The following is a 13,807-nucleotide window of genomic DNA, read 5'->3' on the forward strand; positions in this document are numbered from 1 at the left end:
GTCGTTCCGGGTCTCGTCGCCACCTGCGGGCCGGTGGGGCTTCTCGCGCAGTTCCCCGCGCCCCTGAGATGCCTTCGGCATCCAGGGGAGGCTGCGCGAAGCGCATGCCTCAGGGGCGCGGGGAACTGCGCGACCAGCCACGACGAAAGCCGCACCCGGCGACGTACCGAGATCAGGCGCGGCGCCGAGCAGCCTCGTAAAGGACCACACCGGCGGCGACACCGGCGTTCAAGGACTCTGCGCCACCCGGCATCGGAATCCGCACCCGGAAGTCGCAGGTCTCCCCGACCAGTCGCGAAAGCCCCTTGCCCTCACTGCCGACCACGATGACGACCGGGCCCTCGAGCGCGGCCAGGTCACCCACGGTGTGCTCCCCGTCGGCGGCGAGCCCGACGATGGCGAGGCCCGCCTTCTTGTACTGCTCCAGCGTGCGGGTCAGATTCGTGGCGCGAGCCACCGGCGTGCGCGCGGCGGCACCGGCGGACGTCTTCCAGGCACCGGCGGTCATCCCGGCGGCCCGCCGCTCGGGCACCACGACGCCGTGCCCGCCGAACGCGGAGGTGGACCGCACGACGGCGCCCAGGTTGCGCGGGTCCGTCACCCCGTCGAGGGCGACGATCAGCGGGTCCTGGCCCTCGTCGAACGCGGCGGCGACCAGGTCCTCCGGGTGCGCGTACTCGTAGGGCGGCACCTGGAGCACGAGGCCCTGGTGGTTCAGCCCGTTGGTCATCCGGTCCAGCTCCGGGCGCGGGGCCTCCATGAGGTGGATGCCACCGCGCTCACCGGCGAGCTGGAGCGCCTCGCGGACCCGCTCGTCGTTGTCGATGAACTGCTGGACGTAGAGCGTGCTCGCGGGCACGCCCTCGCGCAGCGCCTCGACGACCGGGTTGCGGCCGACGACCATCTCGGAGGTGGACTTGCCGCGCGGGCCGCCGGTGCGGCTCGTGGGGCGGCCCTGGGCGCGCTTGGCCTGGGCCGTCGCGATGCGGTTCTTCTTGTGCTTCTTGCGCATCTCGGCGGGCGGGGTCGGGCCCTTGCCCTCGAGACCCTTGCGTCGCTGGCCGCCACTGCCGACCTGCGCGCCCTTCTTGCCGGACATGCGGCGGTTGTTGTTGGCGGCCATGACCTACCTGTTCTCTTACGGCAACGAATGTCTGTACGTATCTGTACCTATGAAGTGTGCCGCCCCACGGGCCGGGCGGCACATTCACCGTGCGGTCAGCGCGGTCCCAGCGTCCAGCGCGGGCCCTGCGGGCTGTCCTCGATGACGAGCCCGGACTGGCCGAGCTGGTCGCGGATGGCGTCGGCGGTGGCCCAGTCCTTGCGGGCGCGGGCGCCCTCGCGCTGGTCGAGCACGAGCCGTACGAGGCTGTCGACGACTCCGTGGAGGTCCTCGCCCTGGCCCTGCTCGCCGGCCCACCGCTCGTCGAGCGGGTCGAGGCCGAGGACGCCGAGCATGGCGCGCACCTCGGCGAGCCGGGCGACGGCGGTCTCCTTGTCGTCGGCGGCGAGGGCGGAGTTCCCCTGCCGGACGGCGGTGTGCACGATGGCCAGCGCCTGCGGCACGCCCAGGTCGTCGTCCATCGCCTCGGCGAACGCGAGCGGCACCTCGTCGGCCGCGGCGACCGTGCCGCCCGCCAGCTCGGTGACGCGCTGCACGAAGCCCTCGATGCGGGCGAACGCGGACTCGGCCTCGCGCAGCGCCTCCTCGCTGTACTCGATGGTCGAGCGGTAGTGCGGGGTGCCCAGGTAGTACCGGAGCACGATCGGCCGCCAGTGCTTGACCATCTCGGAGACGAGGACGCTGTTGCCCAGCGACTTCGACATCTTCTCGCCGGCCATGGTGACCCAGTAGTTGTGCACCCAGTACCGCGCGAAGTCGTCGCCGTAGGCCTTGGCCTGCGCGATCTCGTTCTCGTGGTGCGGGAAGACCAGGTCGAGGCCGCCGCCGTGGATGTCGAAGGCGGAGCCGAGGTACTTGTGGGCCATCGCCGAGCACTCCAGGTGCCAGCCCGGACGGCCGCGGCCCCACGGCGTCTCCCAGCTGGGCTCGCCCGGCTTGGTCGCCTTCCACATGGCGAAGTCGCGCGGGTCGCGCTTGCCGGTGATGCCCTCCTCGGAGGGCTGGCGCAGGCCGTCCAGGTCCTGGTTGGACAGCTCCAGGTAGCCGGGGAAGGAGCGCACGTCGAAGTACACGTTCCCGTCGGCCTCGTAGGCGTGGCCGCGCTCGATGAGCCCGCGCATCATCTCGATCATCTCGGGGACGTGGCCGGTGGCGCGCGGCTCGTACGTCGGCGGCAGGCAGCCGAGCGCGTCGTACGCGTCGTTGAACGCCCGCTCGTTCTCGTACCCGATCGACCACCACGGCCGGTTCTGCTCGGCCGACTTCTGGATGATCTTGTCGTCGATGTCCGTCACGTTGCGGATGAACGTGACGTCGTAGCCGCGGTACGCGAACCAGCGGCGCATGATGTCGAAGTTGAGGCCGGACCTGATGTGCCCGATGTGCGGGGCGGCCTGCACGGTCGCACCACAGAGGTAGATCGAGACGCAGCCCGGCGTGAGCGGGATGAAGTCACGGATCTGCCGGGCGCTGGTGTCGTACAGGCGAATAGTCACGCCTCCAGGGTAGTAGCCCGCAGGGAGTGCCGTGGCCCCGTGAGGGGCGCGAGAAGCCCCCACCGGCCGTCGGCCGACGACGCACCGGCGGGAGCCAGGGGACGCAGTCCCCCAAAAGAGGCGAACCCCCACGAACCTCAGACCCGCCCGACGACCTTCCGGGCCCGGACCCGCACCACGACCCGCTCCGCGTCGTCGGCCGACGACGGGTTGAACTCCGCGTACTTCTTCCCGGTGTACTTCACCGACAGCTCGTCGATGAGTTCCTGGCCGCCCTCGGTGGTGATGTCGACGGTGCCGCGGATCTCGGCGTACGCGTACGGGTTGTCGGCGGGCTGCACGAGGACCGTCACGCGCGGGTCGCGCCGCAGGTTCTTCTCCTTGCGGCGGCCGACGGTCGTGGAGAACAGCACGTCGTCGCCGTCGCGCTTGGCCCACACCGGGGAGACCTGCGGGCTCCCGTCGGGCTGGATGGTGGCGACGCCGATGAAGACCTTGCTGTCGAGCAGGGCCTTGAGCTCGTCGGAGAGCTGGGCGGACATGGCTTCACTCCTTCTCGTATGACTGCGAACGCGTACCCGATCCTGCGGCAACACACCGGGCGGGCGCGGTATTTCGGCCGGGTGTCACCCACCGGGCGAGCCCCGCCGCGGCCAGCGGCACGGCCGCCAGGACGGACCACAGAGCGGGCGCGGGCAGGTCGAGCAGGGCGCCCGTCGCGGCGCTCCCGCCGAGCACGGCGAGCCCGGCGACGGAGGACAGCGCGCCGGTGGCCAGGCCCAGGTGGCGGGCGTCGACGAGGTCGGGGACGAGCCCGCGCGCGGCCGGCACCAGCAGCATCTGCCCGCAGGTGAGCAGCGTGACGAGGACGCCGAGCGGCAGCAGCGCCCACCCCGGGCCCGGCAGCCGCCCGGCCGTCGCGGCCACCGTCGCGAACCCGGCGGCCACCAGCAGCAGCCCCGCCGTGAGCGCGGTGCGCGGCGCGAGCCGCCCCGCCGACCAGCGGGTCACCGGCAGCTGGACGAGGACGACGAGCAGCGACGACAGCGCGAACAGCGGGCCGACGGCGTCCTGCGAACCGGTCGTGCGGACCGCCTCCGCGGGCAGCGCGAGGTAGAGCTGGTTGTACGCGATGAGGTAGCCGCTGTACGCGAGGCACAGGGCGAGGAAGCGCGGCCGGGCGAGGACGGCGGCGCCGGCCGTGAGGCTCCGGGCCGGTACGCGTTCGCGGCGCGGCATGAAGCGGGCGTGCCCGGCGAACACGCCGACGAAGACCAGCGCGCCCGCGAGGCAGGCCGCCCGGAACCCGGCGAACAGCAGGGCCGTGCCGAGCAGCGGCCCGAGGAAGGCGCCCGCCTGTCCGGCCGCCGAGAAGACGCCGAGGACCTGGGCGCGCGGGATGCCGGTGGCGGCCTCGTGGCGGACGGCCTCGCGGGCCGTCTCCGACTCGACGGCCGGGGAGAACAGCGCGGCGGCGAACCCGACGAGGAGCACGGCCGCGACGACGGTGACCGTGCGGTCGGCGAACCCGAGCCAGAGGAACCCGGCGATGCGCAGGGCGCAGCCGGTCAGCACCACCGGGCGGGGGCCGTAGCGGTCGGTGAGGGCGCCGCCGACGACGAAGAGGCCCTGCTGGCTGAAGGTGCGCAGGCCGAGGATGAGGCCGGCCGCCCAGCCGGCCAGGCCGAGGTGGTCGGTGAGGTGGGTGGCCAGGTAGGGGAGGACCGCGTAGAAGCCGATGTTGAAGGCGAGTTGGGTGGCCGTGAGCATCCGCAGGTAGGGCGGGAGGTTGCGGATGCGGAGTTTTGGGGTGCGGGCCGGCTTCATCGCCTGCTCGCCGTAGGGGCTTCCGCGTGTGGGCGACTGCCGCTGCGTCGTGGTTGCTCGCGCAGTTCCCCGCGCCCCTGGAGGGGCCTTCGGCCCACCAGGGCCACCAGGGCGCCCACGCAGGCCAGCGCCGCCGCCGGGGCCAGGACCGCCCACGGGGCCCGTTCCGCGTACGGGAGGTTCTCCATCAGGAGGCGGCCCCACTCGGGGGTGGGGGGCTGGGTGCCCAGGCCGAGGAAGCTGAGAGAGGCCAGGGCGAGGGTGGTGGGGGCCAGGCGCAGGGCGGCGTGGCGGGTGACCTGCGGGAGGACGCCGGTCAGGACGTGGCGGCGCAGGACGTGCAGGCGTCCGGCGCCCTGGGCGAGCGCGGCCTCGACGTGCCCGGAGGCCCGTTCCGTCTCGGCCAGGGCGGCGGTGTGCGCGGCCAGCGGGGCCCAGCCGACGGCGGCGACGGCGACGGCCGCCCCGGTCTGACCGGCCCCGAACAGGCCCGTGACCAGGAGCCCGGCGAGGATCGCGGGCAGCGCGTTGGCGACCTCGGTCGGGCCCTTGGCCCAGCGGGTGAGGCCGAGCGCGATGCCGACGGCCCAGCAGGCGGCGCACACGGCGGCGGCCGTGGCCAGGGTGCGCAGCGCGCCGTGGCCGAGCCGGGCCAGCACGTCGCGGCCCAGCGCGTCGGTACCGAAGGGATGGGCGGCGGAGGGCGCGGCGAGGCGGGCGGTCAGGTCGACCTGGAGCGGGTCGCGGGTCAGGCCCCACCCGATCACCGCGAGCAGGACGGCGGCGAGGGCGAGCGCCGCGTACGCGGCCGACCGGCGGCCCGCGCGCACCGGAGCGGCACCGGGCAGCGCGCCCGCGCGCAGGGCGGGGCCGAGCAGCCGCCGCCGGACGAGTTCGACGGCGGCCGCCGCGACGACGCCGAGCGCGAGCAGCGCGAGGAGACAGCCCTGGAGCAGCGGCAGGTCGAGGTCGAGCGCGGCGGCGACGGCGGTGCCGCCGAGGCCGGGGATGGCGAACACCGCTTCGACGGCGGCCGCCGCCCCGGTCAGGCCGACCACGGTGAGCCCGGCCTGCGGCAGCACGGCGGGCAGCGCGCGGCGCACCGCGTGCCCGGCGATGCGCGAGCGCGGCATGCCGTTCGCGCGGGCGGTGCGCACCCAGGGCTCGGCGAACGCGGTGGGCAGCGCGTCCTGCCCGAGCCGTCCGAGGACGGCGCCCGCGGGCAGGCCGAGGGCGAGCGCGGGCAGCACGGCGGAGGCGGGCGAGGCCCAGCCCTGCGCCGGGAACCAGCCGAGCCGCACGGCGAACAGGGTCGCGAGGACGGAGGCGAGCAGGAACTCGGGGAGGGCGGCGAGCACCCCGGCGACCACCCCGTTCGGCGCCTCGGTCCGGCCGCGCCGCAGGGCCGGCAGACACACCGCCGCCGCGACGAGGACGGCGACCACCATCGCGTACGCCATCAGCGACACGGACACCCAGAACCCGGCGGCGACGTCCGCGCCGACGTCGGCGCCCGTCACCCAGGACGTGCCGAGGTCCCCGTGCGCGAGGCCGCGCAGCCACTGCCCGAGGAAGGTGAAGGGGCCGTCGCCGAGGCCCAGTTGGTCGCGCACCTCGGCGAGCTGCTTCGGTGTCGTGGGCGCGTCCCCGTACCGCGCGTGCAGCACGGTCAGGGCCGGGTCGGTGCGGGTCAGCCAGGGCAGCAGCGCGGTGAGCGCGAGCAGTCCGCCCACGGCGGCCACCCGGCCCGCGCCCACCTTGAGGCCGGTCAGCTTCACGCGCGTGTCTCCAGACCGATGAACTGCCGCTCGTAGGGGTCGAGGACGACTCCGCGCACCCCGGCGCCGACGCCCTGGAGGTGCTCCTCGTGGACGATCGGCACGACGGCGTCGGTGCGCAGCACGGCGGCCTCGGCGGTGAGCACGGCCCGCTGCCGCGCCCGGCCCTCGCGGCCCGCCGCGTCGCGCACGGCGGCGTCGACCCGCGCGTCGCGCAGCTGGGAGATGTTGAAGCTGCCGCCGCTGGTGAAGTCGGAGGCGAGGTACGAGACCGGGTCGCCGGTGTCGAGCGCGGTGGAGCGGGACATCAGGAACGCGTCGTACTCCCCGGCGAGCGCCCCGGCCTCCAGGCGCGCGTAGTCCTTGACGACGAGGCGCACCCCGAACCCGGCCCGCTTCAGCTGCTGCCCGAGCGCGGTGCCGGCCTCGGGCAGCTCGGCCCGGTTGGTGTACGTGGCGAGGGTGAGCGTGCGGCCGCGCGGCGCGGTGGCCGCGGCCCGGCCGGTGACGGGCAGCTGCTTGCCGTCGGCCCAGGCGAACCCGGGTCCGAGCAGCCCGTGGGCGCGCTCGGCGTATCCCTCGTAGACGCTGCTCGCCAGGGCGCCGCCGTCGATGCCCGCGCGGACGGCGGCCCGCAGTCCGGGATCGGCGAGCGGGCCCTCGCGGGTGTTCAGGTACAGGGTCGTGGTGCGCACGGTGGCGACCCGGCGGGCCCGGTCGCCGAGGACCAGCGCCTGGGCGGCGGGCACGAACTCGGCGACCTCGATCTGTCCCGAACGCAGCGCGTTGGCCCGGGCGTTGTTGTCGGCGACGAAGGTGACGTCGAGGCCGCGGGCGGCGGCCCGGCCGCGCCAGTGCCCGTCGAACCGGTCGAGCGTCGCGGACACCGCCCCGTTCACCTCGGTCAGGGCGAACGGGCCGGTGGCGGTCCCGACGGGGTCCACCGTCCCGCCCGCCCTGTACGCGGCGGGCGAGAAGACGGCGAGGGAGGGGTTGGCGAGCCGTGCGGGCAGCAGCGGGTCGGCGTCCCCGGTCGTGACCCGTACGGTCCGCTCCCCCACGGCCTCGGCGCTCAGTTTCACGTCGCTCAGCACGCGCGGGGTCACCTTCGCCCGCCCGGCCTCGGTCAGGGACCGCACGACGGCGGCGGCGGTGACGTCCCGGCCGTCCTGGAAGCGCGCGGCGCGCAGGGTGAACTCCCAGGTGGTGACGGTGGTACGGGTCCACTTCGCGGCCAGCGCGGGATGGATCACGCCGTCCGCGTCCATCCGGGTGAGCCCGTCGACGACCGCGAGCCGGCTCAGCAGCAGCCCGTCGTCGCCGTACGGGGACAGGCCCTGGGTGGGCGCGAAGGCGAGGTCGACGCCGAGCCGGCCGCCGCGCGCGGTGCCGGTGAACGAACCGCAGGCGCTGGTGAGACCGAGCCCGGCCGCCGCGAGCAGAAAGCCACGGCGGCGCATCAGCCGACGGGGACGGGCACGGCCGCGGGCAGCGGCAGCTCGAAGTGGACGATGCCCTGTCCGCCGCCGGGCAGCCCGCGCTCGTCGCAGACCTCGTGCGCGAGCGCCCGCCAGAACGGTTCGGCGCCGGTCACGGCCGGGTCGGTGTGCAGGTAGATCGCGTCGTAGCCGCCGACGGCCGCGACGAAGGCGGTCAGCTCCCGTACGAGGGCGCGGGCGAGCCCGTGCCGCCGGTGCTCGGGATGTACGTAGATGCGGCACAGCTGGGCGGTGGAGCCGGACGGGAAGCGGTCGGCGACCCACTGCGGATTGGGCGGGGCGGCCGGGCCCCGGTCCCGCACCCCGCCCGTGGCGACGATCTCGCCGCTGGGCAGGTGCTCGGCGACGAGCAGGGTGCACCGCTCGGGCCGCAGGTAGTGGCCGGCCGGGTCGATGATGTCGGCGTGCCAGCGCGGCACGTAGCCGGACTTCAGGTCGCGGTACACGGTGTCCAGCATGACGGCACGGGCTCCGTCCACATCGCCGTCACCGGCCACGCGGATCACGTAGTCACCCATTGCCTGCCTTCACCTGTCCGAGCCCGATCAACCTGCCCGGCCATGCTAACTGCAAGCAATGTGCAATAAGGAGCGGGGGCGGCCGATCCGCAGGTCAGGCGGTACCGGTCCGCACCACCAGCGCCGTCGCCACCGCCATCAGCCCCTCGTCGCGCCCGGGGAAGCCGAGCCCGTCGGTGGTGGCGCCCGAGACGGACACCGGCGCTCCGGCGGCCTCGGACAGCACCTTCTGCGCCTCGTCGCGCCGCTTGCCGATCTTCGGCCGGGGGCCGACGACCTGCACGGCGACGTTGCCGATCACGAAACCCGCGTCCCGCACGATCCGCGCCGCCTCCGCGAGCAGCGTGAGCCCGCTCGCGCCCGCCCACTCGGGCCGCCCGGTCCCGAAGTGCTGTCCGAGGTCAGCGAGCCCGGCGGCCGAGAACAGCGCGTTGCACGCGGCGTGGGCGACCACGTCGGCGTCGGAGTGCCCGGCGAGGCCGGGGCCGGAGTAGTCGGGGGCCTCCCACTTCAGGCCGCCGCACCACATCTCCCGCCCGTCCTCGAAGGCGTGGATGTCGGTCCCGATGCCGACCTGCGGCAGGACGTACGGGAAGGGCTGCTGCTCAGAACCCATCGTTGGCCCTCCTGCGGGCGAGCACGGCCTCGGCGAGCACGAGGTCCAGCGGCCGGGTCACCTTGAAGGCCTCCTCGTGCCCGGGCACGAGCACGACCTGAAGGCCCAGCTGCTCCACCATGCTCGCGTCGTCGGTCACGTCCTCGGTGACGCTCTCGTGCGCACGCCGGAGCGTGTCGTGGTCGAAGCCCTGCGGGGTCTGCACCGCGCGCAGCCTGGCCCGCGAGGGGGTCGCGACCACCGGCTCGGGGCTGCCGTCGGTGGTCGGCACGACCTCCTTGACGGTGTCCGCGAGCGGCAGCGCGGGCACGACGGCGGGCTGGCCGTCGCGGACGGCCTCGATGACCGCGTCGACGGTGTCCACCGGCACCAGCGGCCGGGCCGCGTCGTGCACGAGGACGATGTCGATGCCGTCCGGCAGGGCGTCGAGGCCCCGCTTCACGGACTCCTGACGGGATTCGCCGCCGGGCACGACGACGAAGTCGGTGCGCTCGGGAAGGGCGTGGTCGGCGAGCAGGCTCTTCACCTCGGCCGCGCCGTCGGGCGGGGCGACGACCACGACGAGGGAGACGGAGCGGGACGCCGCCATGGCGCGGACGGCGTGGATCAGCATCGGGGTGCCGCTCAGCGTGCGCAGCGCCTTGGGGGTGCCCGGGCCGAGGCGTACACCCCGGCCGGCGGCCGGAATCACGGCCGCGGTGCGTGCGCGGGCGACAACGGGACGCGTTTCGTCAGACATCGGTTCCGTTCAGGTTTGTACGCTCGGGGGTGGTGGGTATGGCCACATCGTGCCGGGCGCGACGCCTTGACCGGACCCTTCCGTGACGCCGGTCGAGTCGGCTGCCCGGGCCCGGCACGCCAGGGGACGGCACATCGGTACATCGGCACACCGACGGGCTTCAACGGACATCACGAGCAGGGCGGGGCGGGCGGATACGCGCATGCCGCAGCGCCCGACGACACCATCAGGGTCAGCGGGCACCACGGCATTGTTTCCTACGCGCTCATCCCGCGCAGCAGCGCGTCAGGACGCGAGAACCTCGTCGAGCAGGGCCTCGGCCTTGTCCTCGTTCGTGTTCTCCGCGAGAGCGAGCTCGCTCACCAGGATCTGGCGAGCCTTGGCGAGCATGCGCTTCTCACCCGCGGACAGTCCGCGCTCACGCTCTCGACGCCACAGGTCACGCACAACCTCCGCGACCTTGATGACATCACCGGAGGCGAGCTTCTCCAGGTTTGCCTTGTAGCGGCGCGACCAGTTCGTGGGCTCCTCGGCGTACGGCGCGCGCAGTACCTCGAAGACCCGGTCGAGCCCGTCCTGACCGACCACATCACGCACGCCGACGAACTCCGCATTGTCCGCTGGCACACGTACCGTCAAGTCGCCCTGGGCGACCTTCAGCACCAAGTAGGTCTTGTCCACGCCTTTGATCTGACGAGTTTCGATAGCCTCGATCAGCGCGGCCCCGTGATGGGGATAGACCACGGTGTCGCCAACCTTGAACGTCATGTGACAGGTACCCCTTCCGTGGCTATCCAGGGTAACACGGAAACTGCGGGTTCTGAATGGCGTTTTCGCAGGTCAGGGCATATCTCGGGGCTTGACAACAACAACAGGAACGTGCTGCGAAGGGGTCCGCGGACGGAAGAGGAGCGGGGTATTCGCAGGTCGGAGCATCTGTCCGGCGAGGGAGAAACGCGAACGTTACAGGCATCTGAACAGGCGTCCAAAGGGTCGAACGTCCCGTTTTGTGAGGTTCGGAGCGTGCGACTTCCGCTACTCCGTTCGGGCGCACCGCCCCCCGTTCGAGCCGAATCCGGAATTGATCACTGCGTTTCCCGTGCCCGAGTGATCGTTTTTCCGGACCGCCATGCATTCCTTACCGGAAATCCGCAGTCCCCGCTGGACAGGGCCTATGCGAATGTCGAACAAGGGGCCATTGGTGACGGTGAGGAACACGGGATGTCCGGTGCGTGCGGGACACCTGACGAGGAGCCGTCGGCCGCTAGGGGCGGGTCGGGTGCGATGGCGTGAGAACGGCTCGGTAATCTAAGGCCGCTGACAGACCCTTAGGACGGCTTTACACCGCGTGGAGCCGTCTGCCCCGCCCACGTTCAAGGAGTAGCCGCCGCCGTGAGCAGCAGCCTTCGACGCGGCGCCCTCGCCGCCGCCGCCATCGCGTTCTCGATCGCCTCGCTCGCCGCGTGCGGTGCCGGCCACAACGCGCAGACGCTCGAGGTGAAGCCCGACAACGCCGCGACCTCGGTGGGTGACATCAAGGTGCAGAACGCCACCGTGATCACCCAGCCCGACCTCACCTCCAAGGGCCCGGCCGTCGTCACCGCCACCCTCTTCAACAACGGCACGACCGACCAGAAGCTCGACGGCATCACCGTCGACGGGGTCGGCAAGACCGCGACCCTGACCGACGCCAAGGGCGGCTCGACCATCACGGTCCCGGCCGGCGGCTCGGTCGTCCTCGGCGGCAAGGGCAACGCCTCCGCCGAGCTGCCCAACAGCCGCACCGCCGTCCTCGACGGGAACGCCCAGCCGATCACCTTCTCCTTCAGCAAGGCCGGTGACGTGAAGCTGAAGGCGTTCGTCGTGCCGGCCGAGAGCTACTTCGAGAAGTGGGGCCCGAGCGAGGCGCCGCAGACGCCGAACGCCTCGGCGTCGTCGTCCGCCACCGGGTCGCCGTCCGCCACCGGGTCGCCGTCGTCCTCGTCGTCCGCCTCCACGGACGCCTCGTCGTCCGCGACGGCCACCGAGTCCGCCGCGGGCCGCTGAGCCGCGTACGACCTGCCACAACGCCCCGGGGGCGGATCCCAGCTGGGATCCGCCCCCGGGGCGTTTCGTGCTCTGTGCTCCGTGCGGCGCTCGCGGCCTACGGCTCGAACTTGTAGCCGAGGCCGCGGACCGTGACCAGGTAGCGCGGGGCGCCCGGGTCCGGCTCGATCTTGGCGCGCAGGCGCTTCACGTGGACGTCGAGGGTCTTGGTGTCGCCCACGTAGTCGGCGCCCCAGACCCGGTCGATGAGCTGCATGCGGGTGAGGACACGGCCCGCGTTGCGCAGCAGCATCTCCAGCAGGTCGAACTCCTTCAGCGGGAGGTCGACCTTGGAGCCGGCGACGGTCACCACGTGCCGGTCGACGTCCATCCGGACCGGACCCGCCTCCAGGGCCTGCGGAGTGACCTCCTCGGGCTCGCCGCGACGGCGCAGGACGGCCCGGATCCGGGCGACCAGCTCGCGCGACGAGAAGGGCTTGGTGACGTAGTCGTCCGCTCCTATTTCGAGCCCGACGACCTTGTCGATCTCGCTGTCCTTGGCGGTCACCATGATCACCGGAACGTTGGAGCGGCCGCGCAGCTGACGGCAGACCTCCGTGCCGGGCAGGCCCGGCAGCATCAGGTCGAGCAGGACGAGGTCGGCGCCGTTGCGCTCGAACTCGTCGAGTCCGTCGGGCCCGGTGGCCGCGATGGCGACCTCGAAGCCCTCCTTGCGAAGCATGTAGGACAGGGCGTCGGAGAAGGACTCCTCGTCCTCTACGACGAGCACTCGGGTCACGGAAGGACCTCCGGGGCGGCAGGGATGGATTCGTATGCGGTGGTGCGGTCGGGCCCGTCTGCGTCGTCTTCGTCGCGTACGTCTCCGGGGCCTGAGGCTGGGGAGTTCGGGTGGGGACTGCGCGGAGCGGCCGCTTCCGGCAGCCGCAGTGTGAAGGTGGAGCCCTGTCCCTCAGAGCTCCACACGGTGACCTCTCCGCCGTGGGAGGCGGCCACGTGCTTGACGATGGCGAGGCCGAGGCCCGTACCGCCCGTCGCGCGGGAGCGGGCCGGGTCGACCCGGTAGAAGCGCTCGAAGATGCGCTCCTTGTCCTTGTCGGAGATGCCGATGCCCTGGTCGGTGACGGCTATCTCGATCAGGTCGCCGCCGGGCGCGGTCACCCGGCGGGCGGCTATGCCGACGCGGGTGCGGGCGGGCGAGTAGTTGACCGCGTTCTCCACCAGATTGCCCAGGGCGGCGGCGAGCTGCCCCCTGTTGCCCCAGACGCGGACGTCGGCGGTGCCGCCGGCGGCCATGGTGATCTGCTTGGTGGCGGCCGGCTGGCGGCAGCGGTCGACGGCCTCGGCGACCAGCTCGTCGACGCGGACCGGCTCGGCGTCCTCCAGCGGGTCGTCGTTCTGCACCCGGGAGAGGTCGATGAGCTCCTGGACGAGGCTGGTCAGGCGGGTCGCCTCGATCTGCATCCGGCCGGCGAAGCGCTCGACGGCCTCGGGGTCCTCGGAGGCGTCCATGACGGCCTCGGAGAGCAGGGAGAGGGCGCCCACGGGAGTCTTGAGTTCATGGCTGACGTTCGCGACGAAGTCGCGGCGGACCGCCTCGATGCGGCGGGCCTCGGTCAGGTCCTCGACGAGGAGGAGCACCAGGCGGGAGCCGAGCGGGGCCACCCGCGCGGAGACGGCGAGGGCTTCGCCGCGGCCGGTGCCCCGGCGCGGCAGGTCCAGCTCGACCTGCCGTATCTCGCCGTCGCGGCGGGTGTCCCTGGCCATCTGCAGCATCGGCTCGACGGCGAGCTTCCCGCCGCGTACGAGACCGAGCGCGTACGCCGCCGAGCTGGCCTTGACCACGCTGTCCGCCTCGTCGAGGACGACGGCGGAGGAGCGCAGCACGGACAGGACCGTGTCGACGCCGGGCGGCAGGGCCGGGTCCGTGTGCAGAGAGGTGCGGGTGGGGCGCTTCTGGTCGCGTTCGCTCCAGCGGAACGCCAGCGTCGCGACCGCACCGGTGCACACTCCGGCGATCGCTGAGGCTGCGGCGACCGCCGCGTTCACGTCCATGTCTCCAGGTTATGCGGGTCGGGCAAGTCCTCCACAGCCGTCCGGGTGCACGCTCGAACACTCGTCGCCCAGAGTTCACCTTCAGTACGGAGCTGATTCATTTCAGGTGCCGG

The 13,807-nt window shown here is 73.0% G+C and carries 13 protein-coding genes; 1 reads left to right on the forward strand and 12 read right to left on the reverse strand.

The window, feature by feature from the left end:
• Positions 1-172: 172 nt before the first annotated feature.
• The 10 genes from rlmB to ABZ930_RS29015 form a co-directional block, all read right to left on the reverse strand.
• The gene (gene rlmB / locus ABZ930_RS28970) at positions 173-1,123 is read right to left on the reverse strand and encodes a 23S rRNA (guanosine(2251)-2'-O)-methyltransferase RlmB (protein ID WP_361553913.1); all 951 of its coding nucleotides are present in this window, start codon (positions 1,121-1,123) and stop codon (positions 173-175) included.
• Between the two features lie 95 nt (positions 1,124-1,218).
• Positions 1,219-2,619, reverse strand: coding sequence for a cysteine--tRNA ligase (cysS, locus tag ABZ930_RS28975; RefSeq protein WP_361553915.1), 1,401 nt, complete (start codon positions 2,617-2,619; stop codon positions 1,219-1,221).
• Between the two features lie 137 nt (positions 2,620-2,756).
• Entirely contained in the window at positions 2,757-3,161 is a 405-nt protein-coding gene (locus ABZ930_RS28980; RefSeq protein ID WP_361553917.1) for a PPOX class F420-dependent oxidoreductase, read from the reverse strand.
• Between the two features lie 4 nt (positions 3,162-3,165).
• Positions 3,166-4,446: an MFS transporter gene (locus tag ABZ930_RS28985; RefSeq protein WP_361553920.1), complete on the reverse strand. Its 1,281-nt coding sequence runs from the start codon at positions 4,444-4,446 to the stop codon at positions 3,166-3,168.
• The gene (locus tag ABZ930_RS28990; protein WP_361553923.1) at positions 4,443-6,224 is read right to left on the reverse strand and encodes an ABC transporter permease subunit; all 1,782 of its coding nucleotides are present in this window, start codon (positions 6,222-6,224) and stop codon (positions 4,443-4,445) included. Before ABZ930_RS28990 ends, ABZ930_RS28985 begins: the two co-directional genes overlap by 4 nt.
• Positions 6,221-7,684 carry an ABC transporter substrate-binding protein gene (locus ABZ930_RS28995; protein WP_361553926.1) on the reverse strand — a complete coding sequence of 488 codons (1,464 nt, stop codon included), beginning with the start codon at positions 7,682-7,684 and terminating at the stop codon, positions 6,221-6,223. The genes ABZ930_RS28990 and ABZ930_RS28995 overlap by 4 nt, the downstream gene beginning before the upstream one ends.
• Entirely contained in the window at positions 7,684-8,241 is a 558-nt protein-coding gene (locus tag ABZ930_RS29000; protein ID WP_361553929.1) for a GNAT family N-acetyltransferase, read from the reverse strand. The genes ABZ930_RS28995 and ABZ930_RS29000 overlap by 1 nt, the downstream gene beginning before the upstream one ends.
• 94 nt (positions 8,242-8,335) lie before the next feature.
• On the reverse strand, positions 8,336-8,857 hold the full coding sequence (ispF, locus tag ABZ930_RS29005) for a 2-C-methyl-D-erythritol 2,4-cyclodiphosphate synthase (protein WP_361553932.1): 522 nt from the start codon (positions 8,855-8,857) through the stop codon (positions 8,336-8,338).
• The gene (gene ispD, locus ABZ930_RS29010) at positions 8,847-9,596 is read right to left on the reverse strand and encodes a 2-C-methyl-D-erythritol 4-phosphate cytidylyltransferase (protein ID WP_361553935.1); all 750 of its coding nucleotides are present in this window, start codon (positions 9,594-9,596) and stop codon (positions 8,847-8,849) included. The genes ispF and ispD overlap by 11 nt, the downstream gene beginning before the upstream one ends.
• A gap of 285 nt (positions 9,597-9,881) precedes the next feature.
• Entirely contained in the window at positions 9,882-10,364 is a 483-nt protein-coding gene (locus tag ABZ930_RS29015; protein ID WP_003953493.1) for a CarD family transcriptional regulator, read from the reverse strand.
• Positions 10,365-10,988: 624 nt separating this feature from the next.
• On the opposite strand from ABZ930_RS29015, the gene ABZ930_RS29020 reads away from it, so the two are divergent.
• Positions 10,989-11,642 carry a DUF461 domain-containing protein gene (locus tag ABZ930_RS29020; RefSeq protein WP_361553938.1) on the forward strand — a complete coding sequence of 218 codons (654 nt, stop codon included), beginning with the start codon at positions 10,989-10,991 and terminating at the stop codon, positions 11,640-11,642.
• Positions 11,643-11,739: 97 nt separating this feature from the next.
• Here ABZ930_RS29020 and ABZ930_RS29025 read toward each other — a convergent pair whose 3' ends face one another.
• Positions 11,740-12,420 (reverse strand): response regulator transcription factor, encoded by a 681-nt coding sequence (locus ABZ930_RS29025; RefSeq protein ID WP_353943871.1) that lies wholly within the window; start codon positions 12,418-12,420, stop codon positions 11,740-11,742.
• On the reverse strand, positions 12,417-13,694 hold the full coding sequence (locus tag ABZ930_RS29030; RefSeq protein WP_361553941.1) for an ATP-binding protein: 1,278 nt from the start codon (positions 13,692-13,694) through the stop codon (positions 12,417-12,419). The genes ABZ930_RS29025 and ABZ930_RS29030 overlap by 4 nt, the downstream gene beginning before the upstream one ends.
• Positions 13,695-13,807: the final 113 nt, after the last annotated feature.

It is taken from the genome of Streptomyces sp. NPDC046716, from assembly GCF_040645755.1.
GTDB lineage: Bacteria > Actinomycetota > Actinomycetes > Streptomycetales > Streptomycetaceae > Streptomyces.